The organism is uncultured Gilvimarinus sp., assembly GCF_963972205.1.
In the GTDB taxonomy this organism is placed as follows: domain Bacteria; phylum Pseudomonadota; class Gammaproteobacteria; order Pseudomonadales; family Cellvibrionaceae; genus Gilvimarinus; species Gilvimarinus japonicus.
This window is the reverse complement of sequence record NZ_CAXAUC010000001.1, coordinates 482,420-507,311: the sequence shown is the minus strand read 5'-3', so window position 1 is coordinate 507,311 and position 24,892 is coordinate 482,420. Positions and strand designations below refer to the sequence as shown.

Here is a 24,892-nt window from a genome sequence, read left to right as displayed (position 1 = left end):
ACACCCATGTATATTCCCGGCTATCGAATTATTCGCAAAATCAACCACGGTGGCATGTCCACTGTGTACTTGGCTATCCAAGAAAGTGTCGGCCGCGTGGTCGCGCTCAAGGTGATGTCGCCGGCGCTGAATGGCGACCCCAGTTTTAGTGAGCGGTTTCAGCGCGAAGCCAACATTGTGGGGCAGCTGTCGCACCCCAACATCGTCTCGATTTACGACATCGGCCGCCACGAAAACCTTAACTATATCGCCATGGATTACCTGCCCGGCGGCTCAATTCACGACAAAATGCTCAGTGGCATTGGTGCCGACACCGCGCTCGAGATTTTGCGCGAGATGGCCTCGGCACTCGATCACGCCCACGAAAAAGGATACATCCATCGGGATATCAAACCTGAGAACATTTTGTTTCGCGACGGTGGCTCGGCGGTATTAACCGATTTTGGTGTCGCACTGGCACGCAACAGTGGGCCGCGGGCAACCCACGCCGGCACGGTGGTGGGAACGCCCCACTACATGAGCCCCGAACAAACCCGGGGCAAGCACTCAGACGGCCGCTCTGACCTATACAGTTTGGGGATTGTGTTTTATGAGATGCTCACCGGCGCCGTCCCCTACCAAGGCGACGAGGCCGTGGCTATCGCCCTAAAACATCTGGCATCACCACTGCCAAAACTGCCCACGCAATACCGCCGCTACCAAGATATTCTCGATAAATTGCTCGATAAAGAGCCGGGCAAACGCTACCAAAGCGGGCGTGAATTGGTCGTCGACATCGAGATGCTGCAATTAAAAATGCGCGAGTTTGGCGACAGCGAAAGCGACAACCAAAACCTCAGCAAACAACTGCAAACCCTAACCCAAACAATTTGGTGGCGCCTTGCGGCCGGTGTTAGCGCTGCCTGTCAAAGCGTTTGGGGCAACGTTCGCGGCCTGCGATTTTCTCGGCAGCAAGGTTTTTATCAAGCGCCCCACGAGAGCACTGCACTAGGTGACTTCTCCACTCGGCAAAACACGTTAGTCGCCACTCGGCTGCAAAAAACCGTCAAGCAACCGGGCAAACTGCAGTGGTTATTTGCGATGCCCGCGCAACATCGCTTACTGGCGGCCGGCGCGGCATCGGTATTTCTTTTGGGCTTAGTCTTACTGGCATGGCTTGGCACAAACCCGTCCGAGCCCCAAGAAGGCATAAAAATGGCGAGTGCAAAGACGCCTTCAGTCGCTGTCGCAACCTCTTCGTCGGCGCAATCATCGCAAGCCAACCACCAGCCAAACACCAACCCAACGGTGAGTGATAACTCGGGAACGCCGCCTACAGAGCGCCACATCACGAAAGCACCGCCTGCGACTACACTCGCAAGCAGTTTAGAGGCGGCCAACAATGATCCAAGGGTTATGTTGCCCGCCGCGACGCGCGCAAGCTCGGCCGTGAGTTCAACCAGCAGTAGCACAATGACGTCGAGCTTATCGTCGGCGAGTTTGTCCCACCAAGGTGCGGACGGCCACTCAGAACCTGACACACAAAGCAGCAGTCGATCGGCAGATGATGAACCACAGATCGCCGAGGATGACAGTGAAGCCACATCGGGCTCGGCGGCTAAATTTAGCTTAACGGTAACCCCTGAGCCACAAGATGCGCGCATCCGCATCATGAACATTCGCGCAAAATATACACCGGGCATTGCTCTAAAACCCGGGCGGTATCACATTGAAGTAACCGCTCCCGGTTACCGTAAATATTTGCACTGGGTGACCCTGGGCGAGCAGCCCCTGACCAAAACCGTTAACCTAATCGAACAGCGCGCCGTTGGCAGCATTTTTAGTAGTACCCTAGCCAGCGGTGGTAAAGGGCCGGCCATGGTTGTCGTACCCGCGGGCCGATTTTCTATGGGTGGGCCAGACGCCAACAGCCAACCTACGCGCACCGTCACAATCAACCAACGTTTTGCCGTAAGCCAGCACGAGGTTACCTTTAGTGAATACGAGCGTTTCGCCAAACACAAGGGCATGCCGTTACCCGGCGACAATCGCTGGGGCCGCGGCGACCGCCCGGTGATTAATATAAGCTGGGAAGAAGCGGACATGTATGCAAAATGGCTCAGCGAGCAAAGCGATATGCACTATCGCCTACCCAGTGAAGCGGAGTGGGAATACGTTGCCAAAAGCGGAAAGAAACGCGATTACCCGTGGGGTAACGAGGTAAAAAATGCGAGCGGTAACGCCAATTGCCGGCGCGATTGCGACAGCGATTTTACCGGATTTTTTAGCGGCAAAACCGCGCCAGTGGGCAGTTTTAAGGCCAACGATTTTGGTATCTACGACATGGCCGGTAACGTCTCCGAGTGGGTCGCCGATTGCTATAGCGACAGCTACCAAGGTGCCAGCAACAAGGCCGATGCCCACGATCAAGCCAACTGCCCGGCGCGGGTAATACGCGGCGGCTCGCTAAAATCTGACGCGGCCGAAACCACCACTTATACGCGCCAGTTTCAACCACAGCACACCTACCATGAAGACGTAGGTATTCGTTTAGTTACCGATTTATAGCGTTAAAACGCGATCAAATGCCCGCCTCTTTAAGGCGGTTAATTTGATCGCGCAACTCGGCGGCGCGCTCAAACTCTAAATCTTTCGCGGCTCCCAGCATCTGAGCTTCGAGCTTTTCAATTTGTTTCCAAACGTCGCCATCGGCCGGCAACTCAATAACGTCGGATTTCTTACCTCGCCCCGCCCCTTTGCGCTTGCTTTTCGCCCCCGGGATCTGAGTGCCCTCCATAATATCGGCAACGTTTTTCTTAATGCCCTGCGGGGTAATGCCATGCTCAAGGTTGTGGGCAATTTGCTTTTCACGGCGCCGGTCGGTTTCGTCGATGGCGCGCTGCATCGAGCCCGTCATACGGTCGGCATACAAAATCGCCTTGCCGTTTAAGTTACGTGCCGCCCGGCCAATGGTTTGAATCAGGGCGCGATCGGAGCGCAAGAAGCCTTCTTTATCCGCATCTAAGATCGCCACCAGCGAAACCTCGGGCATATCCAAGCCTTCACGCAGCAGGTTGATCCCCACCAGTACGTCAAACTCACCTAGGCGCAAATCGCGAATAATTTCTACTCGCTCGACCGTGTCGATATCTGAGTGTAAATAGCGCACGCGTACGCCGTGCTCAGCCAGATACTCAGTTAAATCCTCGGCCATCCGCTTAGTCAGCACGGTAATCAGGATTCGCTCTTCAAGCTCAACCCGCGCGCGCAACTCCGACAACACATCGTCCACCTGGGTGGTAGCCGGGCGAACTTCAATCACCGGGTCGACTAAGCCGGTAGGCCGAACAACCTGCTCGACAATTTGCCCGGCGTGCTCTGCCTCGTAGGCGGCGGGAGTGGCCGAGACAAAAATCATTTGCGGTGCGCGCGCCTCCCATTCATCAAAACGCATAGGTCGGTTATCCAGCGCAGATGGCAACCGAAAACCATACTCCACCAACGTTTCTTTACGCGAACGATCGCCTTTGTACATAGCGCCAATTTGCGGGATCGTCACGTGGGACTCATCGATCACCAGCAACGCTTCATTGGGCAAATAATCAAACAGGGTCGGCGGCGCCTCACCCGGGTCGCGACCGGACAAATAACGCGAGTAGTTTTCGATTCCGTTGCAATAACCCAGCTCCTGCATCATCTCTAAATCGTAGCGGGTTCGCTGCTCTAACCGCTGCGCCTCTACTAATTTATCGTTTTCGCGCAGCTGTTTTAAACGCTCGGTCAACTCTGCTTTTATATCATCAACCGCCGCCAGAATTTTTTCCCGTGGCGTTACGTAATGCGATTTTGGATAAATCGTCATACGCGGTACTTTTTGCAAAACCTCGCCAGTAAGCGGATCAAAAATTGAAATTCGCTCGATCTCGTCATCAAACAATTCAATCCGTACCGCTTCCATGTCAGAGTCGGCCGGAAACACATCAATCACATCGCCGCGCACGCGGTAGGTCGCACGCTGAAAATCCATATCATTGCGGGTATATTGCAACTCAGCTAAACGGCGCAACAATTTACGTTGATCAATACGATCGCCGCGCACAAGATGCAGTACCATTTTTAAGTAAGACTCGGGATCACCCAGGCCGTAAATCGCTGATACAGTGGCAACCACGATAGCGTCTTTACGCTCCATCAAGGCCTTGGTTGCCGACAACCGCATTTGCTCGATATGATCGTTGACGGACGCGTCTTTCTCGATAAAGGTATCCGATGAGGGAACGTACGCCTCTGGCTGATAATAATCGTAGTAAGAGACAAAATACTCGACCGCGTTATCGGGAAAGAACTCTTTGAATTCGCCGTACAGCTGCGCCGCCAAGGTTTTGTTGTGCGCCATCACCAGTGTCGGCCGCTGCACTTCGCCAATCACGTGAGCGATGGAAAAGGTTTTACCCGAGCCCGTCACACCCAGCAACGTCTGATGCGCCAAACCCGATTCAATACCATCGACTAAACCGGCGATCGCGCTCGGCTGATCACCGGCGGGCTGGTACTGACTGTGGACCTTAAATTTTGTACTCATAAACAACCAACTCTTTGACGCGCGACACCTTGCAAAACGCTAAAACGGTTATGCTACAGTAAGTTAATTGCCCATTTTACTGTAGATCGGACGCCCATATGGATTCTTTTGACTCTGCCAACCACTCAGACAACGCGGTTCGTATTGAAAGTGACAGCCTTGGTGAAGTCAAGGTGCCACAAGATGCGCTCTATGGCGCCCAAACACAACGGGCGGTCGATAATTTTACGCTGGGTGGTGGCCCTCTGCCCGCGCCTTTACTGGCAGCCATCGTTCAGGTCAAGCACGCCGCCGCCAGGGCCAACATAGAGAGCGATGCGCTAGACTTTGCCCGCGGCGGTGCCATTCAAACCGCCTGCCACACCCTACTACAAGGCAAGCACCTTAAGCATTTTCCGGTGGACATCTACCAAACGGGCTCTGGCACCAGTAGTAACATGAACGTCAACGAGGTTATTAGCCACCTGTGCGCCCAGGCCAACATTGACGTTCACCCTAATGATCACGTCAATTGCAGCCAGAGCAGCAACGATGTGTTTCCCACCAGTATCCGTATCGCCTGCGCGACACTTATTACCCACCAGCTACTGCCGGCACTAGATCAGCTGCACGACGCTATCACCGCCCGTGCCAACGAGCTTGCCGAGGTGGTTAAAACCGGCCGCACTCACTTAATGGATGCCATGCCAGTCACCTTTGGCCAAGTCCTATCGGGCTGGGCAAGCCAAATTGAGGCCAACCGCCAGCGTCTAAGTGCCGCCTTAAACGAGATCAGTCAGCTGCCTCAAGGCGGTACCGCGGTTGGTACTGGCATTAATACCCCGGCGGGTTTTGCCGCCACCTTCGCGCGGTGCTTAAGTGAGGACACCGGCATCGCCTTTACCCCTGTGGAGCAACCGTTCACCAAAATTGGTGCGCAAGACGATCTGGCCGCCCTCTCGGGCGCCCTTAAAACTCTGGCGGTAAGCGTGCTCAAAATCAGCAATGATTTGCGCTGGATGAACTCGGGCCCGCTCGCCGGCCTCGGCGAAATAAGTCTGCCCGCGCTGCAGCCGGGCTCGTCCATCATGCCCGGCAAAGTAAATCCCGTGATACCCGAGGCCACCGCCATGGCCGCAACCCAGGTGCAGGGGCTAGATGTCGCGATCAACAATGCCTGCGGCGCCGGCAACTTTGAGTTAAATGTGATGTTGCCACTGATTGGCAGCAACCTGATTCAGTCCATCCAGTTAATGGCCGGCAGCGCGGCCAGCCTCGCCGATAAGGCCATCGCCGGGTTTCGCGTCAATCACGATAATATTCAAAAGCCGCTGGCCAAAAACCCGATCTTAGTCACCGCCCTCAATGCCATTATCGGCTACAGTAAAGCCGCCGAGATCGCCAAAAAAGCCTATCGTGATCAGCGAGACATTCTGGAGGTCGCCGCCGAAGAAACTGAGCTATCGCGCGACGAGTTAACACGGCTACTCGACCCGCAGCGGCTTACCCACCCATAAGCCCCTGTGCATTTTATACAGGTAGCGCTACCGCCATAGGCCAATGCACAATACCGAATAAGGTATGGGATGCACCGCAGCGTCGATAGCCAAAACGCGTGTAAAAGCCAACGGCGCTGTCGCGCGCGTTTAAGGTTATCGTTTGCACACCCCGCTGGGCGGACTGATCGTGAGCAAAACGCAGTAACGTCTCGCCCACGCCTTTGCCCTGCCATTGTTTATCCACCACCATCTGCCGCAACTGGGCAGATTGCTGAGAACCCGGCGCGATGATGACCCCAGCGATGATCTTGCCATCCGCCAGTGAGGCAAAGTGCCATTGCTGCTGATCGTCACAAGTATCCTGCGAGGTGAGCTTAAACCCCAGCGGCGCGCGTAGGTATTTTTCTCGCAACCTTAGTAAATCTCGGTAGCGCTGCGAGGCAAACGCGACCTCTACACAGTTAACCATTAAAAACCCCTTAGCCGTTGTTCACCCAACGGCGCGGTCACCCTAATCACCAGGTGCGCTCTCTAAACCCGCACTAAAACGCGCTTTAATGATATTGGCCAGTGCACGGGTCGCGGGCCCGGCAATATCGCGATCGGCAAGCACAAGGTAAAGCGAAATAACACGCTCGCCGCCTTGCTCCATAGGCAAGCGCTTTAGCTCACCACTGGCCAAATCTTGTTGCAAATAACCTTCGGGCAACCAAGCGTAGCCAAGGCCGCGCCGCACCGCCGCGAGTGAGGTATTGATATGAGTGAAAGTCCAGCGCTGCTCGGCCTCCTGCCAGCCGGCGCTGTAACGGCGGTGAATACCCGAGTCGCGTACCACCAATTGCCGGTGATGGCGCAAATCCTCCTGTGATATCGCGCGTCCTAGATGATGAAGCGGATGCGAAGGGGCGGCCACGCCAATCAATGAGATTGTGCGCAAGTAGTCCCCTAAAAAGCCGGCTGGTACCCGTCCGGTAATGGCCAGATCGACTTGCTGCTGCACCAGCGCATCTTCGGTACCACTCAATACCGACTCAAGCACGTCGGCACGGGTTGTTGGGTACTGTTCGGTAAAGCGCTCTAAACAGTGCAAGATATCGCCCGCTGGCGCCAGCAAATCGGCCGCTAAGCGCACTTCAGGCTCAATTTTTTGCCCCATACGGGCGGCCGCCCCCTCGAGGGATTCCGCCTCGGCCAGCAAATGCCGGGCTCGGCGATATAAGCTTTCACCGGCGGGAGTGGCAATGGCCCGGCGCCCCTCGATCTTAAAAACCGCCACCGCCAACGCCTGCTCCAGCTGGCTAATGGCGTAAGAAACCGTAGACTGACTTTTACCCAGCTGTTCGGCGGCATGCGCATAACCACCACACTCAATTACCGCGATCAACGCGCGCCACTGATCTAGGGTCACTTTGATATCTTTTGCCATAACACACTCACTTTCGGACCTTTCACTAACGCTCAAGATCATAAAATCGATATTTTCGATCAAATAAGGCTAAATTTAGCTATTTATTATCGGGTCAGCAAATACTTTAATAGCAGCATACACATTCAATCAGGGAGTGACCCCATGAAAACTTTGTTACAAATCAAAAGCAGTTTAAACGGTGACAACGGTCAATCGAGCTATTTAAGTAACCAGTTTGTGGAGCGCTGGCAACAAAACAACCCAGATGGCCGGGTTATTGTGCGCGACTTAGCCGCCAATCCAGTGCCACACCTAGACGGCGAGCGCTTTAACGCCTTTTTGACGCCGGCCGATAAGCGCAACAGCACCGAGCAAAAAATCGTTGCCTATTCTGACGAATTGATTGCCGAGCTTAAAGCCGCCGACGTGGTAACCATTGGCTTGCCTATGTATAACTTTGGCATCCCCTCCACCTTAAAAGCCTATTTTGACCATATTGCCCGCTCTGGCATTACGTTTCACTACACCAATAACGGCCCTGAAGGTCTATTGCCGTCCATTCCTGTCTACGTATTGGCGGCGCGCGGCGGCATGTATGCCGGTACGCAAGCCGACTCGCAAACCGGCTATATGCAGACCTTTTTAGCCTTTTTGGGGCTGAAAGATACCCACTTTATTTACGCCGAAGGCATTGCCATGGGCGCCGAGGGTAAAGACAAAGCTTTAAACACCGCGCAAAAAGAAATTGACCGCGCACTGGCCGCCTAAGCGGCCCAGCTACCAGCACAAACAAGGGGTAATATTATGAACCGCGAAATACAGCAACTCATCCCCGCCTTAGCCGCCAGCGAAGGCGCTGGCGTAAAAATCAAACGAAGTTTAGGGCAAGGGCCCCGGGTTCGCCACGACCCTGTGTTAATGTTAGATGAGTTTAACTCCGAAGACGCCGCAGACTATTTAGCCGGCTTTCCTTCGCATCCTCATCGCGGCTTTGAGACAGTTACCTATATGCTCGACGGCCATATGCTGCACGAAGATCACTTAGGCAACCGTGGCGATTTAAAATCCGGAGACGTGCAATGGATGACCGCTGCACGAGGCATTATTCACTCAGAAATGCCGCAGCAGCTAGAGGGCAAAATGCGGGGGTTTCAGCTGTGGTTAAACCTTCCCGCCAAAGAGAAAATGAAACCCGCCGCGTACCGCGATATTGCCGCAAAGGACATCCCCCAGGTAACACTGGCCTCGGGCACGACGGTTAAAGTGATTGCGGGGGCGTTAGCGCACGATAGTGAGACAACCACCGGGGCTATTTCTGGCATCAGCACTCAGCCGGTCTATTGGGATATACGCATACCCGCTGGTATTACCGAGCAGTTTAGCGTACCGGTCGGCCACCACTTGTTTTTATACGCTTATGAAGGCCAAGGGTTAGTAGGTGAAGGGCAACGCCTGTTAAACGTCAGCACTGCGGGGATATTAACCGATGGTGACAGCGTAACGCTTAGCGCAGCGGGCACCGAGGCGTTGCGAGTACTATTGATTGGCGGTAAACCGATTGGCGAGCCTATCGCCCAATACGGTCCGTTTGTGATGAACACTCACGAAGAGATAGAACAAGCGATAAACGACTACCGACGCGGTGAGTTAACCGCTTAACAGGCAAACACTTAAAACCGTTCGCCTAGCATTTACTTAATTGACCCTTAAGGCACGCAAGCGCACCTTAAGGGTAGCCGCTACCAAAACAGCGAGACTTAAAGGGTTTATTATCCCATTGGGGGCAGCTTTGAGGTATCGATGTTTTCACCGATAAACCGAGAAATCTTACTCCAGTTTTTACTGACTAACTCGACATCTTTCGGGTCAGCCGTAACGTCCCCGCCCATCATTTCCTTCACCATTTGTGCCTGTTCGGCGGGCAAGTTTTTCAGCATCATGTTTTGCATATGCACCTGGATTGCCTGTGCGATACGCGTACTGATACGAATGTAACTGCCCGCACTGTCCCAATCTTTTTGGTTTAACACCTTATAAACGTCGTCGTACACGCCTTCATCTTTAAGCAGTTGATCCATCAACTTATTCTGCTCTTCGACGTCCATCGCCTTGAATTCATCTTGGGTATACTTTTTGGTAATCTCAGACTCTTGAGAAATCCTTTCAAACACATCTTGCATTGGAATGAATTCAGTCGTGGTCGCCAGCCACTTATCTAGGGTGGCCGAATTCAGCGGCTCTGCCGCCCACGCTTGCGCCGTAAACACAACACAACACAACAACAAAAACACCCGCAACCGGGCAGCCGGACACTGGCCTATCTTCATACGACGCTCCTATCACCTATATTTATCGCCAGTAAAACACCGGCATTCAATTTTAAAATCATACAATGGTCTCAGACGACACGATAACCTAACGGCTGGGCACATTACGTGTTGCAGCTAACAAATTACAGCGATACGCCTACTCGCTACGCCAAACGCAAACTGATCGCAGCCGCCAGCGCCCAAATAAATGCAAACGCATACACCACGACCGGCATCAGCATGCCAAGTTCCAAACCGGCCACACCGTACGTCGTGGTATAAGGGAAAATCACAAATAATTGAATCAAGCTAACAATTAGCGCCAGCACCGCCGACTTTAGCAGCCAGCGCGAGCCAAACAGGGGCAGTAAAAACAAAAAGCCCCACAAACCACCCCAAACAATACGCGGGTAAAGCCAGTGGGCCGACAGGGCCGGTGCCCAACGTACGCCCATTGCCTGAGTGATACCGTAACGCCCGGCCAACCACATGGCCAACGCACTTACCAGCGCCCCGAGTGCGCCAGCGGCAAACACCAACATCCATCTTCTCATGATCTAGTAATACTCATATGACAAAGTGATAACCCACAGGGCTGACGGCGCGGCAAGGATATTTGCTACAATAGCGGCCCTTGCGAAGCACGCCTACCCCACTGATAAAATGCCCAATTTTAGCGGGCCCTTGAAACAAGCCAGCATTAATAAAAGGTGCCCTATGTTTGCATTTTTCGAACAGTTGCTCAAACCCTTCCCCCAAGAGGGCCCAATACGTCCACCTAAAGGGTTGCTGGCATTTTGCCTATATTTTACTCGCGGCGCTAAGCGCTATTTGCTGCTAATGGCGCTCTTGTCGGCTACTATCGCTATCATTGAGGTGTCGCTATTTGGCGCCTTAGGCAGTTTAGTTGATTGGCTTAACAACACCTCACCCGACACCCTCTGGCAAGATTATGGTGTAACCTTAACCACCATTGCCCTCGTGTTGCTCATCGGGCTACCGTTGGTTATTGCGCTGCACGCGCTGTTTATACACCAAACGATGCTGGGTAACTTTCCTATGGCGATCCGCTGGAAGGCGCATCAATACTTGCTCGGGCAAAGCGTGGGCTTCTTTCAGGATGAGTTTTCCGGCCGCTTGGCTACCCGCGTTATGCAAACCGCGCTAGCGGTGCGCGAAACCGTCATGAAGATGCTGGATGTTGCGGTTTATATCGGCGTATATTTTGGCAGTATGATCTTACTGATGGGCGCCCTCGACTGGCGCTTGGCCATCCCGATGCTAGTCTGGGTGCTAGGTTATATCGGCACACTTTATTACTTTTTACCCAAACTCCGTAAAATCTCGACCACACAGGCCGACGCCCGCGCCGAAATGACCGGCCGCATTGTCGACACATACACCAATATTCATACAGTCAAACTTTTCTCCCACGCTGGGCGCGAGGCAAGCTACGCCCGCGAAGGCATGAACCAGTTTCTTCAAACTGTGCATCCGCAAATGCGCTTGGTGACCATACTCAATGTCTGCGTCTGGAGCTTAAACGCCTTGCTGATATTCTCACTCGCCGCGCTCGCGATAACTCTTTGGACGCAGGCGGCCATTACCACCGGCGCAATCGCCACCGCACTCGCCATGGTGTTGCGTATTAACGGTATGTCGCAGTGGATTATGTGGGAGATTTCTTCGCTGTTTGAAAACATAGGTACAGTGCAAGATGGCGCCAACACGCTGACAAAACCTTTTAGCATCACCGACCAACCCAACGCTCAAGCGCTGCAGGTTAACCAAGGCAGCATCGCGTTTAACAACCTGAGCTTTGATTACGGCGAAGGTAAAAATGTTATCGAGCGGTTTAACCTCACCATCAACAGTGGCGAAAAAATTGGCTTGGTAGGTCGCTCCGGCGCGGGGAAATCAACCCTGGTGAATCTACTATTGCGCTTTTACGATGTCAGCAAAGGCAGCCTGACAATCGACGGACAAGAGATTAGCCAAGTCTCGCAAGAGAGCTTGCGACAACATATTGGCATGGTCACGCAAGACACCTCACTGTTGCATCGCTCGATTCGCGACAACCTGCTCTACGGCCGCCCCGACGCTACAGAGGCGCAAATGATCGCGGCCGCCAAACAAGCGCAAGCCCATGAGTTTATTCTAGGCTTAAAAGACGCAAAAGGCCGTACCGGTTACGACGCCCACGTTGGTGAACGTGGTGTAAAGCTATCCGGGGGCCAACGCCAGCGCGTCGCCATTGCTCGCGTATTGCTGAAAGATGCTCCCATACTCATACTCGATGAAGCGACCTCTGCACTCGACTCGGAAGTCGAATCAGTGATCCAAAGTAACCTAACCTATCTAATGGGTAATAAAACCGTTATCGCTATTGCCCACAGATTGTCAACCATTGCCGCGTTAGATCGACTGATTGTGTTAGACCAAGGGCGTATCGTTGAGCAAGGGACGCATCAGGAATTGATCGCTCAGCAAGGGGTTTATGCGCAGTTGTGGGCGCATCAGTCGGGAGGTTTTTTGGGGGAAGAGTAATTGGGTTAGCGCGCGGCTATTATACGCCGCGGCCAGCAGCATGGTGGCCTACAACTTACACCTGCGCCCACTTACCGGCCCTTCGCCGCCGGGCGAGCGACAAAGGACTAATAACCCCAAGCGTAAACCGCTGTCGATCCTATGACAGCGGTAGTCTTACGTTTACTCCTTTAAACTTAACGCCCCAATCGTATCCCGGGCAAATTGCCATGCGACCCGGCCGCTGCGCGAGCCACGGGTCATGGTCCAGCGCAGCGCATCGGCACGCATGTCATCGCTCCAGGTGCCGCCCATGTCTTCAATCCAAAAACGCGCCGCCGCCAGATACTCCTCTTGCCTAAAGGGGTAAAAACTCAGCCACAATCCAAAACGTTCAGCCAAAGATGTTTTCTCTTCGATGCTATCGCCCGGCCGAATTTCGCCATGTTCTTGCGTGGTTTCAAGATTCTCACTCATTTTATGGGGCAGTAAGTGGCGCCGATTACTGGTGGCGTAAAACAAAACGTTATCGCCGGGGGCGCAAATAGAGCCGTCCAACGCCGACTTAAGGGCTTTGTAATGATGCTCACCTTCTTCGAAGGACAGATCATCGCAATAAACGATAAAGCGTTCCGGGCGACCAGAAATTTGTTGCAACAGGTCTCCTAAACTTGATAAGTCGGGCTTGTCGATTTCAATGAGTTTGACGCTATCTTGATATTGGTACCAGCAAGCCTTGATTAGGGTAGATTTACCTGTGCCCCGCGAGCCGGTCAGCAGTACGTTATTCGCCGGCTTACCGGCGGCAAACTGGGCGGTATTGCGCAGCACAGCCGCTTTCTGTCGATCGACATTCTGCAGTGCATCTAAAGCAATGTGATGAGGGTTGTCTACGCCTTGCAAGTAACCACCACCCGAACTGTTGCGCCAGTAAAAAGCCGGCGCACTCCAGTCAGTTGCGGGAGGAGCTGTGGGCAGCAACCGCTCTAAACGGTCGATGAGCGAGTCGACACGGGTTAGCAAATGATCAAAATCAGCCATGTTATTGCTCCGCGGTAAATCAATTATAAATTTCTGGTTTTATCAGACGGGGGTTTATCAGCTGCCTGTTGCGCCAGCAGTAAATCGACCGAGCGCTGCAAGTTTGTCAACTGGGTTTCAAGGTCTTTGCGCGCGGGCTGCTCGCCCTCCTCTTCTATTTGTCGTGCCTGATTTTCTTTTTCAATCACATTAACCACAATACCGATAATCATATTCAAAAAGGCAAACGCGGTCAGAAAAATAAAACTGACGTAAAATATCCAGCTTAACGGATAGACCTCCATTGTTTCGTACATAACATCGGTCCAATCTTCAAATGTCATGACCCGAAACAAGGTGAGCATACTGATGGCGATATCGCCCCAAAGCACGTCATTGATATCGGCAAAAAACAAGCTGCCGATGGCGCCGTAAATATAGAAAATTATAAACATTAGCAGCGCCACGTAGCCCAATTGTGGCAAGGCTTTAAGAAGCGAACTTAACAAAATGCGCAATTCGGGAATGATGGAAACCATCCGCAGTACGCGAAACACCCGAATCAAACGGCCCACCAAGGCCATATCACTGTTTTCGATAGGAATTAAACTGACGATGACAATAGCAGTATCGAATATATTCCAGGCGGATTTAAAAAAGTCGCGCTTGCGTGGCTCACCCCAAAAGCGAATACTGACCTCCAGCAAAAAAAACAGGGTAATAGCCCAATCGAGCCCAACCACAATCTTGCTTGCCAGCGGTGGAATATCGTAAGTTTTAGCGCCAATAACCAGCGCCGAGAACACGATAATACTGACCACAAACAACTCAAAGGCTTTATTGCTACGCAGCCGGTTAAAGCGCGCCTGCCAAGAGTCACCCTCAGTGGGTAAGTTAACGGGTATCATCTCACTCATAGTCTTTAGTTAGCCTGTTTATGATTCGGTGTTGCTACACAAACTCTTCCATAAAATCCAGCGTCGCCTGATGACTTACCTCGGCGCGATGCTCGGCCCATAGCTTACCTACTTTGTCGACATTGAGCTTTTGGCTATCGACCAGCACCCGGCTTTTGAGCTCGCCAATATAATCGGTGGTAGCGCACTTGGTAAACACTGTTTGGTGAGTAATGATATCCATAAAGGGCCCGGACTTGCTGGTAGGCATAATAAACAACAGTTGCAAGCCAAGCGCTTCTGTTAAATAGCGGATTACCTCGCGGGAGCGATGTTCATCCATTTTAGAAAACGCCTCATCCACTAGCACCATGCGCAAATGGGTGTCGCCCTCGTTAAACCTAAACGCCGAGGTAATCGCCGCAGCCCGTATAATATAGGCGGGCGTTTCCAGCTGCCCCCCAGAGCCAGTACCGTAGCGCGATAGCGCGATGGGCTCTTTACCCTCGGGCTGTTTATAAATCTCGTAACGCCGGTAGTGTCGGTAATCAGTAATGCGGGCCAATTCCCGCTCGGCCCGCTCACGGTCATCGTCCAGTAGCATGGCCATTAAGTGATCACGCACTTGACGGTGTTTAGCGCTTAGCTCATCCGAGAACAAGCCATCGCTCTCTTCCATACCGGGGTTGTGCATCACCGCTTTAAAAAACTGCCAGTAGTCGCGGTATTCGGCGACCCACTCCCAACCAAAGTAAAAGCGCTCGCGGTCGGCGCCAAAACGGTGCTGTTTTAGCTCGTCGTTAAGCACCTCTAAGCTGCGGCCACCCTCTTCTACCGCTTGGTAAATAGAGTGACACAAATGGCTGACAAAAGTGTGATTAAAACTGGCGCGCAAGCGCGATAGCTCTTCGCTTTTGTTGGCGAGAATATTGTTATTCAGTTTGTTGTGCAGGCTGTCTAGTTGACCACGGGTACCGCATACCAAATTAAAGTTGGCCACGTCTTGGTTAAAGTCGGGCTCAAAGGCAATCGCGTCGCCGCCGGCATCGCGGTTGTACTCCAGCACTAAGCGCTGCAAGCGGTTAAGCAATGCCAATAGCTCTCCATCGAGCGCCTCGTGCTCATTGCGATAGCGCGCAGCGGCATCGATTGACAACTCGTTATCGATACGCTCAAGGGCTGTTTCAACATCGAAACTGGGCCATTTACCAGCGTGTAAACGCAGGTTGTGCTCGCACTGCTCGGCCGATTCCAGCAACTCTTCTTGACGCTCGGAGCGGGCTTTAAGATCCCCACCAAGCTGTTTTAAACGCTGCTCGATACCACCCTGGGTGCGATCAAGCTCCGCCATATCATCCAGCAATTTTCGCTCATCGGCGTGCAATTGTTGCAGTTTGTCTTCCAGATCCGAGAACTCGCTTAAGTCCAATTCGGTCAGCGCTTGCTCTAACTCGGCAATACGGCGCTGTTGCGTGGCAAGCTCGGTTAACACGTTACCGTAGGGGGTCGGCGCCAGTTGCTTGACGGCATCAGCCAGCTGTTTTAACTCGGCTAACTGGTCCGAGGCGCCGCGCCAATCGGCGTTTAAATTGACCAATGCTTCGCGCTTTGCCAGTAGTGCCCGCTCCCGGGCGCTTTGGCCAAACACCAAATCGGCATCGGCCATATCACAGCGGAACATGGCGTAATTGCCCGACGCCATACCATTGGCGGTAAGGCCGCGGCGGGTGTTGCGCAATTGCTCGGCGTCCGATACGCAGCGCACAGACTCGTAACTGGCGCGCAGGTAGGCCTCGGCAGTGGCGTGACTAAAGCTCATCAAGGCAACGATCGAGTCGGTATTGGGGGCCGTTTTGGCGACGTCCTCACGGGCTTTGCTGCCCTGAATGACCCGCGCGCGGCCCTCGCTTTTGGGCAGTTGCCGCACCAGTTGTATCGCGCGTGCCTCAAAATCGGGGGCCACCAAAATACCAAAACGAGCGCCGCCTATGTAACCTTCAATAGCGCTTTGCCACTCTGGATCAAGTACCTCAACGTGATCACACAACACCCGGGCGTCGGCGTCGGGATATTGCTGATTAATCGCCTTTAATGCAGTAGAGACATAGCGTGGGTAACGCACCTGCGCACTTTGCAAGGCGTCGACTTCGGTTTGCAGCTGCTCTAGTTTTTGTTTGTTGCGCTGCGCCTCGCGGGTGCGATTAAACAGCAACTCACTCATGCGCTCGGCCAATGCGCCTTCGCGCCCCAACGGTTCGAGCACTTTATCGCTCAGCCCTTGTAAGGTCTGCGCCGCTTTAACTTGTTGCTCCAGCGGCGCACTGTCAATCCAGTCGTGATTGAGCAGCCGGGGCAGTTCAATTAAATTGTCGGTCAGCTCGATAATCTGGCGCATATTGGCGATACGCTCTTTCTCACCCAGCTGAGGAATCTCTAACACCAGAGAAGTGCGCTGGGTAAGGCGCACTAACGTATCCAAGCCGCGCGCGTTGCGCTTTAACTGCTGGTCGGCTTCACCCAAGCGGCCGGCCAGTTCGGCCAATGTGCGTTGGCTGGCATTGATATCGCGCTCCAGTGTGTCTTTGTCGCGCAGCGCGGCAACGCCCTGACGGCGCCCTTCTAACTCAATACTGTGTTGCCTTACCTCGTCGCGGCGCGTTTGCAATTGCGTGCGCTTGGTTTCGCACTGATTAAGCTCAGTGCGCTGCAGCTGTTGTTCATCTTTTGCTTTAACGTAATCGCGCTGAGCGTATAAATAACTGGCGCGTGCGGCTTGATACGCAAGCTGTTGCTGTTGCAACCAAGAGTCGACAAATTGATCGGCGCACTGCCGTGCAGCGCCAATCACACCGATGCGCTCGCGCAACGATTTGGCATCGGCTTCCATCGCGTGGATACGCTTGAGCATACTGGAAACATCGCCAATGGCGCGGCCAAGATCGCGCGCCTCAAGAATCTCACTGGAGACAAACTGATCGATACTCGACACAGGCTTGTAGGCCATAAAACGCGAAAACGCCTGTGCCGCGCGGCGCGCTTCACGATCGGATACCGCATCGGGCTTGCCTCGCAAAGCCCCGTACAGGCGCGCTAGGTAGGCGCCCTTGCGCTCGTACCGCTCGACCTTATCGGCGCCAAAACTGGTGCGCAGGCGCGTGTAGGCAACATCCAATGGCAAAACCCGCAAGTCGTCACCATCGGCTTTTTCCAACTCAGACAAACTAAAGCTGGCGGTATTAATAATAAAAAATTCAATATCTCGCTGGCGCGCTACCGCTTGATTTCCGGCGCGATCCAACAGGGCGCGCACACCAATAAGTGCGACAAAAGGCGAGCCGCTCTCGCCGGGTGTAGGGTGAAAGAGCCCCGCCAAATAACCATCGGCGCCATCGGGGCGGGCGTAGCTGCCGTCATCACAACCGAGCACATAGGAGGCTAACGTGCGCACGGTTTTACCACCGCGACCGCGCTGAGTGCTCTCGTCTTGGCCTGGGTTAAAGTGAAACAAGCCATCATGGGCGGCAGTCATTAGGGTTTGAATAGCATCGGCGGCGGTGGTTTTGCCAGAGCCATTGCCACCGCTAAACAAATTGATTTTGTCAAAACTGAGGCAGCGATTGGGAATATTGCCCCAATTAACGTAGAAAAATTCTCGTAAAAACACGGTTAGTCCTCGCCCTCGGTATCGTCTAGCGTTACCGAGTCAACAGGGTCGGGAGTTGCTTGCAGCAGTTGGTCAATCACACTATCGGATACGTAGTTAATAATGAGAGGGCGAACCCGCAACCAAGGCTCGGCTTGTTCGTCGTCGCTGTTGTAATCAATTAAGCGCAGCTGCTTAAGACCGCGCAGCAGGCGGCGCCTTTCCACCACCGGCTCTGGCAGATCGCGCCCCAGCAGGTTTTTAAGACTCATGACCACAGATTCCATAGGGACCAATACCGAGCCACCATCTTCAACCTGCCCCTCTCTTAACGCCTTGTCGTATTCAATCCGCAGCACTAATGCCAGCGCGATTTCGTGTTGGCCGAGTTTGCTGCGCATCCCCGTGTAAGGTAAATCGTCACTCTCGATGCCGGGAAAATCCGCGCCGGGCGGTAGCACGCGCACAAACTCATGCCGCGGGTCGTGTTGTAGGCGAATGCCGCTTAGGGCCAAATAATCGTGCAGGGCAACCTCAAGCCGCACAAAACGATCGTACAGCTCTTGCTCAATTTGGCTTTCATTGCGACACAAGACGCCGTAATCAAGAAGGCGCATCACCAGCTCACGCCACGCCTCGAAGCTTACGTTGGCGCTCTCGAGCACTTGATTGAGTTCGCCCAGAAAAAGATTATCGCTCACGCGGACTCCGTAATGTGGTGCAATTTAATTTCAAAGATATCCCGCTCGATTAAGTAGTCATCATCTTGCCGCTCAAGCCGACCCAACTCGGTAACGCTAAAGTAGTAGTCGTGCCCCAGATTATCCGCCGATGCCACTTCAATCACATGGCATAACTTTAATAAATCTTGCGCGTTACCCACCGGTAAAAACCGCGAGTTAACCACACCGGTATCGGCCAGTGCCCGATGTACGTAATCGCGCAGCTGACCACCTTGGAACGCAAAGGCCTGATCGAGCATCTGTTGGATGTACAACTCTTTACGGGCGTCCTGATCAAGACTGGGCGGCGCCGTCACGCGACTGAGCACCACTTGATTGGGGCGTCTTTGGCGCAGCTGGTTTTGCCCAGGGTCAATATAGCGCAGCTGGCAGTTTTGCAGCGCAGGTGCTATTTCGCCAAGCACACGGTTTTGCTCATCGGGAAGCGTGCGTAACCTTCGGCAAAGGTTAATTAACTGATCGGACTGACCATTATTAAGGTAACTGAGCTGGCGCATAATGGTTTCGGCGCGACGGGTAAAGTTATTCAGCGCGCCGCGCAGCTGCGGCAGCATGGTGTCGCAGGCGTCTCTTAGGCGCCGTTCGATGGCCTCGAGTAAATAGTAAAGCACCGAGCGCTGAGTGTTTTCGGCCACCAGCTGGGGCAAAACTTGGCGTAACTCTCGTTCGGCATCCGCTTTGAATGTTTTGGTTTTGCGCTTGATCGACAAAATTAAACCGGCGATTGCGTCGCGATGCTTCTCTACGCTGTCAGCCGAGAGCCGAACGGCCAAGTCGGGCATAAAGCGCTTTTCCATAAAATCAAAAAACTGATCGGAGGCGCGATGGATCAGCTGTTGGCTTTCCATCTCGCGCACCAGCTCGCGCCGCTGATCGGCCAGCTCGGCGATAATGTCAGAGAAATCGCTGATAATACGCTCGGAGTAATCGTAGGCATCCAATAAATCACTGTACTCACCGCGATCGGCAAACGCCTGCAGACTATTGCGGGTGTTTCGGGTATTGCGGTGACGGGTGTGCAACCGCTGTTTGCCAACGTCCAATAATGGCTGAGTAAACAAACGCCCGGTACGGGTAAACGCGTAGTGGCTGGTTAAGGTGGCACTATCGACCTGACACTCTAGCCAACCAAACTCCAGCAGCCGGTTTAAAATAAAACCGGCCAGCTCCCGCTGGCTTTTAAAGCGCCCTTCGCCCTCTCGTTCATCATCGTCAAACACCACCGGGTTGCGGGCAATTGCCTCCATAAAAACCGCGACGATACCGTTGCGATCAAGCAGGCTTTGATAGTCGTGCAACTCCGTGTAAAGCTTTTGGTACAGCAGCCGCAGGCATTCGACGACCACCTCGCGATATTTACCGGTTAACGGATTAAAAAAATGAGCCTGTGGCTCGCGAAAAAACATAAGGGTTATTCGTACACGCAGTTTTTAGCAAACAAGCGGGCGTCTGCATCGCCCCAGCTGTCGTCAGGTTTATTCATCATTTGCTCACACCAGGTCTCGGAGCCACGCTCGGCCGGCGCACTGGGTACGCTGTTATCCTCCGAGGCTTGTGGCGTTTTTACCTGAGGCATCACCACAAAAGGATCGGCGGCACCTGGTGCAGGCGCAGGCGCTGGGGTGACACTTAAGACATAAAGCCCGACCGCGATGGTGATAACCCCAATCACAATAGATATCAAAGAAATAATTAACGATTTAGACATGGTGTTCACTCAGCCAGTGGGCAATTTGCTCGGCGTAATAGGTAATAATCAAATCGGCTCCGGCGCGTTTAAACGACAGCATGGTTTCCATGACAATGGCTTGTTCATCAATCACACCGGCGGCGGCGCCCGCCTTAATCATGGCGTACTCACCACTGACGTGATACACCGCTACCGGCCGCTCACTGTGAGCGGCGATTTGGTGGACGATATCGAGATAAGCCAAAGCTGGCTTTACCATTAAAATATCGGCGCCTTCGGCTTCGTCTTGCAGCGATTCCGCTAACGCCTCGCGGGCATTGGCTGGGTCCATTTGGTAGGTGTTGCGAGTGCCTTTAAAAGTGCTATCAACGGCATCGCGAAACGGCCCGTAAAACGCCGAGGCAAATTTAGTCGAATAAGACATAATCGGGATGTGGCCAAACCCCGCGTCATCTAACGCCTCGCGCAGCGCTGCAATCATGCCGTCTTGCATACCGGACGGCGCAATCATATCGACGCCCGCGTGGGCACACACCAGTGCTTGACGCTGTAAATTAACCAAGGTTGCGTCGTTATCGACGTCATTATCGGCGACCACACCACAGTGACCGTGATCGGTGTATTCGCAAAAACAGTTGTCGCTAATAACGGTGATCTCGGGGGCGGCGGCTTTAGCGGTTTTAATCATGCGTGCTAACAAGCCATCATCGGCAAAGGTATCGCTGCCCACCGCATCTTTGTGTTGCGACACACCAAACAATAAAACCGCTGGAATGCCGGCGGCCGCTGCGCGCTTTACGACACTTGCCAACTGCGCCTCTGGGTAGCGAACCACGCCCGGCATACTGGCAATGGCGACGGGCTCATCGATGCCCTCTTCGACGAAGATCGGCAAGATAAAATCGGCGCAGGTAAGCTCTGTCTCACGTACCATACGGCGTAAGGCACTGGTGCGACGCAAACGGCGAAAGCGAAATTGTGGTGTCTGCATAATGGTTTCTGCCAATATCGTGGGTAAGTGTCTAAGTTAAAGTCCCAGCGAGCTCTCGTGGCTCCACTGACACTGGACGTACATATCACCAGAGCCCGGCGTGTGATAGTTGCGGCTACTTTCCCAGGTAAAGGTATGGGTGCCACACAACTCGGTTTCTAAGTGGACCGTTGCTGAGACCCAGTACATTTTGCCTAGCAGCGTTTCAAACTGTTCAATCCACTGACTCCATTCGTATTCGACGGCTTTATAAGAAGCGCCAAAGTGCATCACCTCGGTCTGGTAATTGCGCGTTAGAACATCGAGTGCCGGAATTGCAAACATCTCTTGGCACAAAAATGGCCAGTTATCCGCGCGCGGCAGGGTTAACATTGCCTCGCGATTGGCGCGTATTCGGTCGCGGTAGCCAACGCCTTGAATACTGTCTTTAATGCAGCCGTAGACAATCGACTCTTGATCCATAACCCTACCCATCAATGCGCAAGCGCACGGTATTTATCGCGGTGGTTAATGTGTTGTTTATCGCTAGGCACCCTCGTGCTCGGACAAAAGCGCGTGTAAGGCGTCTTCGTCGAGTATTTTAACGCCGAGTGCTTCGGCTTTGCTGAGCTTAGACCCGGCGCCGGGGCCGGCAACAATAAAACTCGTTTTTTTCGAAACGCTGCCGGCAACTTTGGCCCCCAGAGCACGCAGCTTATCGCCAGCTTCATCGCGACTCATACTCTCTAGCGATCCGGTGATAACCACAGTTTGCTGGGCCAAAGGTTGTGGTTTGTCGGTGCTGGCCGCCACCTCTTGCTCAGGCCAATTAACACCCAGCTCGCGCAAGCGGTTAATAATATCGGTGTTTTCATGCTCGACAAAAAAGTCGCGAATAAAATGTGCGACCACTGGGCCAACATCGTCGACCGCTTGCAGCGTCTGCTCATCGGCCGCGGCTAGCGCATCTAACTGACCAAAGTGGCTTGCTAAGTTGCGCGCGGTAGCTTCACCGACCTCACGAATCCCCAGGGCGTAAATAAAACGCTCTAGACTGGTTTTTTTACTGGCCGCTAACGCCGCCAGTAAATTGTCAGCCGATTTTTCACCCATTCGCTCTAGCCCCGACAATTGCTCGCGGCTCAGCGTAAATAGATCTGCAACGGTACTAATAAGCGATTTATCCACCAACTGCTCTACCAGCTTATCGCCCAAGCCATCGACATCCATGGCCTTGCGCGAGGCGAAGTGGCGAATCGCCTCTTTGCGCTGTGCCGGGCAAATCAAACCACCCTCGCAGCGAATAGCCGCTTCGCCCGGCACCTCGGCCGCCGGCGAGCCACATATAGGGCACTGTGAGGGAAACACAATCTCGGCCGCATCGGGCGGGCGACGCTCTTGCACCACCGCGACAACCTGAGGAATAACATCCCCCGCCCTGCGCACAATCACGGTATCACCAATGCGCACATCAAGGCGCGCAATCTCGTCACGATTGTGCAACGTCGCGTTAGATACGGTTACCCCGCCGACAAATACCGGCGCCAAGCGGGCCACAGGGGTAATTGAGCCGGTGCGCCCCACCTGAAACTCTACCGCGTCCAAGGTGGTCATTTCTTCTTGCGCCGGAAACTTATAGGCAACTGCCCAGCGCGGTGCCCGCGAGACAAACCCGAGCTCTTCTTGCCGCTCGATATCATTTACCTTAAAAACCACACCGTCGATATCGTACGCCAAGCGTTCGCGTTTTTCGCCCAGTGCTTGATGATATTCAATGCACTGGGCAATTGAGCTGGCCGTTTGCAACTGATCGTTGGGGGAAAAACCCCAGCGCTTTAAACGATAGAGAATATCGGTATGTTTTTCTGGAAGCGCCTGCCCCTCGTGAATGCCGACACCATAGGCGCACAACTGCAGTGGTCTTTTGGCGGTAATTCGTGAGTCCAGTTGCCGCAAGCTACCGGCGGCGGCATTGCGCGGGTTTACAAAAACTTTTTCACCGGCGGCTCGTGCGGCCTCGTTAAGGGCGGCAAAACCTGCCTTGGGCATAAAAATTTCGCCGCGCACTTCTAAGCGCTGCGGAAAATCATGGCCATACAACTTAAGTGGCACGGTTTTAATGGTGCGCACATTGGCGGTAATGTCTTCACCATTTAAGCCATCGCCACGGGTTAGGGCCCGCACCAACAAACCGCCTTCATACAGTAAACTAATCGCAATGCCATCGAGCTTTGGCTCGCAGGCATACTCGATATCGCTCTGCAGGCCGAGGCGATCTTTTAAACGCTTATCAAAGGCGATTAAATCGGCATCGGCAAAACTGTTGTCGAGTGACAACATAGGTTTTTCGTGAGCGACGGTATTAAAAGAGGCGAGCGGCTCACCCCCGACCCGCTGGGTTGGCGAGTCGGGCGTGATTAAACTCGGATGCTCGTCTTCAATCGATTTGAGCCGATTAAACAAACGGTCGTACTCGGCGTCCGGTACGGTCGGATCGTCAAGCACGTAATACTGGTAATTAAACCGGTTGATCTCGTCACGCAACCGGTTAATTTCGGTGGTTACCGAATCAGATTTTTGCTGGGCCAAAGTTAACTCTACCTGATCAAACGGTTGCCGAATATCGCTTTCGGGTTAGCTGGTTGCGCGGGACAGACGTTTGCGTTCGTACTCGGCAATACGCTGGCGGCAATGCTCCATGGTCTGGCGGGTCATCACGCTACGGTTTTCATCTTTTAGCTCGCCACCTAAGTTGTCGGCCAGTGCCTGAGCAACCTCGCGCATAATATCAAACGATTTTAAACTGTCAGGGCGCATCGGAAGCGTCATAAACAAACTGACTCCCGGGGTATGAAAGCTGGCCATATTTTCTAAATCAAACACGCCGGGTTTAACCATATTGGCCAAGCTAAACAGCACCGGGCCCTCACCGGTTTCGTGAGCGTGGCGGTGAAAAATATTCATGTCGCCAAAGCGCATACCGCACTGCAACAAAACATCCAGCAGTGCATTTCCCGCAAACTGGTGCCCTTCGGGCGCCATCACATTGATAATAACCACTTCATCAGGTTGCTCTGGCGGCGCTTCGGGCTCGCCGCGATCTTGTACACGGGGCTCGTCATAGGGCTGATCTACTTCGGGCTCATCGGCTTCGTCAAAGGCGCTAAAACTTGGCTCAACGCGTCCGTCATCACCGCCTAGGCTTTCATCGGCAGTAAACTGTGGTTCGCTTGTCTGTTCTGGCTTGTTTTGTTGCGCTGAGTTCTGCTCTACCGACTCCATAAGCATCGGTACAGACTCATCTAAATTAAGCGTAACTTGTTGCGGGATACGACTTTTGCTTTGGCCCTGATGCGCGTCGTCGGATTCAAACTCGTCGTTCATGCCGCGCGAGGCAACACGAGCACCGCCGTTGGGGAGCTCACTGGTAAAAGGTTCATCAAACGGCTCTGCACTACTGTCAAAACGCTTTGCGCGTTTCGACACGCGGATCGCGTCGCGTCGCGAGGCGCGCATGCGGCGCCAGCCATCCAGTAAGATTCCGACAATTAATAAAACGACAATAATCGTTAACCACGTTTCCATATTTCTCTGTCCACGAGTTCTCTGTCTGGTTAATTCTTAGCCGAGGGGTATTTAGCCTCGGCG

At 53.4% G+C, this 24,892-nt stretch carries 20 protein-coding genes; 5 read left to right on the top strand and 15 right to left on the bottom strand.

The annotated features are described in order from the left end of the window. Positions 1-6 precede the first annotated feature (6 nt). A complete protein-coding gene (locus AACY82_RS02125) occupies positions 7-2,547 on the top strand; it encodes a bifunctional serine/threonine-protein kinase/formylglycine-generating enzyme family protein (RefSeq protein ID WP_339615109.1) in 2,541 nt (846 codons plus the stop codon). 13 nt (positions 2,548-2,560) lie between these two features. On the opposite strand, the gene uvrB is transcribed toward AACY82_RS02125, so the two are convergent. Further along, positions 2,561-4,561: an excinuclease ABC subunit UvrB gene (uvrB, locus tag AACY82_RS02120; RefSeq protein ID WP_339615108.1), complete on the bottom strand. Its 2,001-nt coding sequence runs from the start codon at positions 4,559-4,561 to the stop codon at positions 2,561-2,563. Between the two features lie 98 nt (positions 4,562-4,659). On the opposite strand from uvrB, the gene AACY82_RS02115 reads away from it, so the two are divergent. Next, the gene (locus tag AACY82_RS02115) at positions 4,660-6,057 is read left to right on the top strand and encodes a class II fumarate hydratase (protein WP_339615107.1); all 1,398 of its coding nucleotides are present in this window, start codon (positions 4,660-4,662) and stop codon (positions 6,055-6,057) included. A 13-nt stretch (positions 6,058-6,070) separates the two neighbouring features. Here the strand turns inward: AACY82_RS02115 and AACY82_RS02110 are convergent, their stop codons facing one another. Beyond that, on the bottom strand, positions 6,071-6,508 hold the full coding sequence (locus AACY82_RS02110; RefSeq protein WP_339615106.1) for a GNAT family N-acetyltransferase: 438 nt from the start codon (positions 6,506-6,508) through the stop codon (positions 6,071-6,073). Between the two features lie 42 nt (positions 6,509-6,550). Then, positions 6,551-7,465 carry a LysR family transcriptional regulator gene (locus tag AACY82_RS02105; RefSeq protein ID WP_339615105.1) on the bottom strand — a complete coding sequence of 305 codons (915 nt, stop codon included), beginning with the start codon at positions 7,463-7,465 and terminating at the stop codon, positions 6,551-6,553. A 144-nt stretch (positions 7,466-7,609) separates the two neighbouring features. On the opposite strand from AACY82_RS02105, the gene AACY82_RS02100 reads away from it, so the two are divergent. Both AACY82_RS02100 and AACY82_RS02095 read left to right on the top strand, forming a co-directional pair. Continuing rightward, positions 7,610-8,215 (top strand): FMN-dependent NADH-azoreductase, encoded by a 606-nt coding sequence (locus tag AACY82_RS02100; protein ID WP_339615104.1) that lies wholly within the window; start codon positions 7,610-7,612, stop codon positions 8,213-8,215. A 36-nt stretch (positions 8,216-8,251) separates the two neighbouring features. Next, positions 8,252-9,106: a pirin family protein gene (locus AACY82_RS02095; RefSeq protein ID WP_339615103.1), complete on the top strand. Its 855-nt coding sequence runs from the start codon at positions 8,252-8,254 to the stop codon at positions 9,104-9,106. Positions 9,107-9,216: 110 nt separating this feature from the next. Here the strand turns inward: AACY82_RS02095 and AACY82_RS02090 are convergent, their stop codons facing one another. Both AACY82_RS02090 and AACY82_RS02085 read right to left on the bottom strand, forming a co-directional pair. Then, positions 9,217-9,774 (bottom strand): hypothetical protein, encoded by a 558-nt coding sequence (locus AACY82_RS02090; RefSeq protein ID WP_339615102.1) that lies wholly within the window; start codon positions 9,772-9,774, stop codon positions 9,217-9,219. Positions 9,775-9,920: 146 nt separating this feature from the next. After that, positions 9,921-10,310 carry a hypothetical protein gene (locus AACY82_RS02085; protein WP_339615101.1) on the bottom strand — a complete coding sequence of 130 codons (390 nt, stop codon included), beginning with the start codon at positions 10,308-10,310 and terminating at the stop codon, positions 9,921-9,923. A 163-nt stretch (positions 10,311-10,473) separates the two neighbouring features. On the opposite strand from AACY82_RS02085, the gene AACY82_RS02080 reads away from it, so the two are divergent. Then, complete coding sequence (locus AACY82_RS02080; RefSeq protein ID WP_339615100.1) at positions 10,474-12,303, top strand: ABC transporter ATP-binding protein; 1,830 nt, start codon at positions 10,474-10,476, stop codon at positions 12,301-12,303. Positions 12,304-12,465: 162 nt separating this feature from the next. Here AACY82_RS02080 and AACY82_RS02075 read toward each other — a convergent pair whose 3' ends face one another. The 10 genes from AACY82_RS02075 to zipA all read right to left on the bottom strand — a co-directional run bounded on the left by AACY82_RS02075 (position 12,466) and on the right by zipA (position 24,829). After that, positions 12,466-13,323: an ATP-binding protein gene (locus AACY82_RS02075; RefSeq protein WP_339615099.1), complete on the bottom strand. Its 858-nt coding sequence runs from the start codon at positions 13,321-13,323 to the stop codon at positions 12,466-12,468. A 23-nt stretch (positions 13,324-13,346) separates the two neighbouring features. Continuing rightward, positions 13,347-14,210: an ion transporter gene (locus AACY82_RS02070; RefSeq protein WP_339615591.1), complete on the bottom strand. Its 864-nt coding sequence runs from the start codon at positions 14,208-14,210 to the stop codon at positions 13,347-13,349. Positions 14,211-14,253: 43 nt separating this feature from the next. Further along, positions 14,254-17,862 (bottom strand): SbcC/MukB-like Walker B domain-containing protein, encoded by a 3,609-nt coding sequence (locus AACY82_RS02065; protein ID WP_339615098.1) that lies wholly within the window; start codon positions 17,860-17,862, stop codon positions 14,254-14,256. Between the two features lie 2 nt (positions 17,863-17,864). Continuing rightward, positions 17,865-18,542 carry a DUF4194 domain-containing protein gene (locus AACY82_RS02060; RefSeq protein WP_339615097.1) on the bottom strand — a complete coding sequence of 226 codons (678 nt, stop codon included), beginning with the start codon at positions 18,540-18,542 and terminating at the stop codon, positions 17,865-17,867. Then, positions 18,539-19,990, bottom strand: coding sequence for a Wadjet anti-phage system protein JetA family protein (locus AACY82_RS02055; protein ID WP_339615096.1), 1,452 nt, complete (start codon positions 19,988-19,990; stop codon positions 18,539-18,541). Before AACY82_RS02055 ends, AACY82_RS02060 begins: the two co-directional genes overlap by 4 nt. Before the next feature lie 5 nt (positions 19,991-19,995). Then, complete coding sequence (locus tag AACY82_RS02050; protein ID WP_339615095.1) at positions 19,996-20,292, bottom strand: DUF3012 domain-containing protein; 297 nt, start codon at positions 20,290-20,292, stop codon at positions 19,996-19,998. Next, the gene (gene hemB / locus AACY82_RS02045; protein WP_339615094.1) at positions 20,285-21,265 is read right to left on the bottom strand and encodes a porphobilinogen synthase; all 981 of its coding nucleotides are present in this window, start codon (positions 21,263-21,265) and stop codon (positions 20,285-20,287) included. The genes AACY82_RS02050 and hemB overlap by 8 nt, the downstream gene beginning before the upstream one ends. 36 nt (positions 21,266-21,301) lie before the next feature. Beyond that, positions 21,302-21,727, bottom strand: a complete 426-nt coding sequence (locus AACY82_RS02040; protein ID WP_339615093.1) for a hypothetical protein — start codon at positions 21,725-21,727, stop codon at positions 21,302-21,304. A gap of 63 nt (positions 21,728-21,790) precedes the next feature. Then, positions 21,791-23,833, bottom strand: a complete 2,043-nt coding sequence (gene ligA / locus AACY82_RS02035; RefSeq protein WP_339615092.1) for an NAD-dependent DNA ligase LigA — start codon at positions 23,831-23,833, stop codon at positions 21,791-21,793. Positions 23,834-23,878: 45 nt separating this feature from the next. Then, positions 23,879-24,829 carry a cell division protein ZipA gene (zipA, locus tag AACY82_RS02030; protein WP_339615091.1) on the bottom strand — a complete coding sequence of 317 codons (951 nt, stop codon included), beginning with the start codon at positions 24,827-24,829 and terminating at the stop codon, positions 23,879-23,881. Between the last annotated feature and the right edge of the window lie 63 nt (positions 24,830-24,892).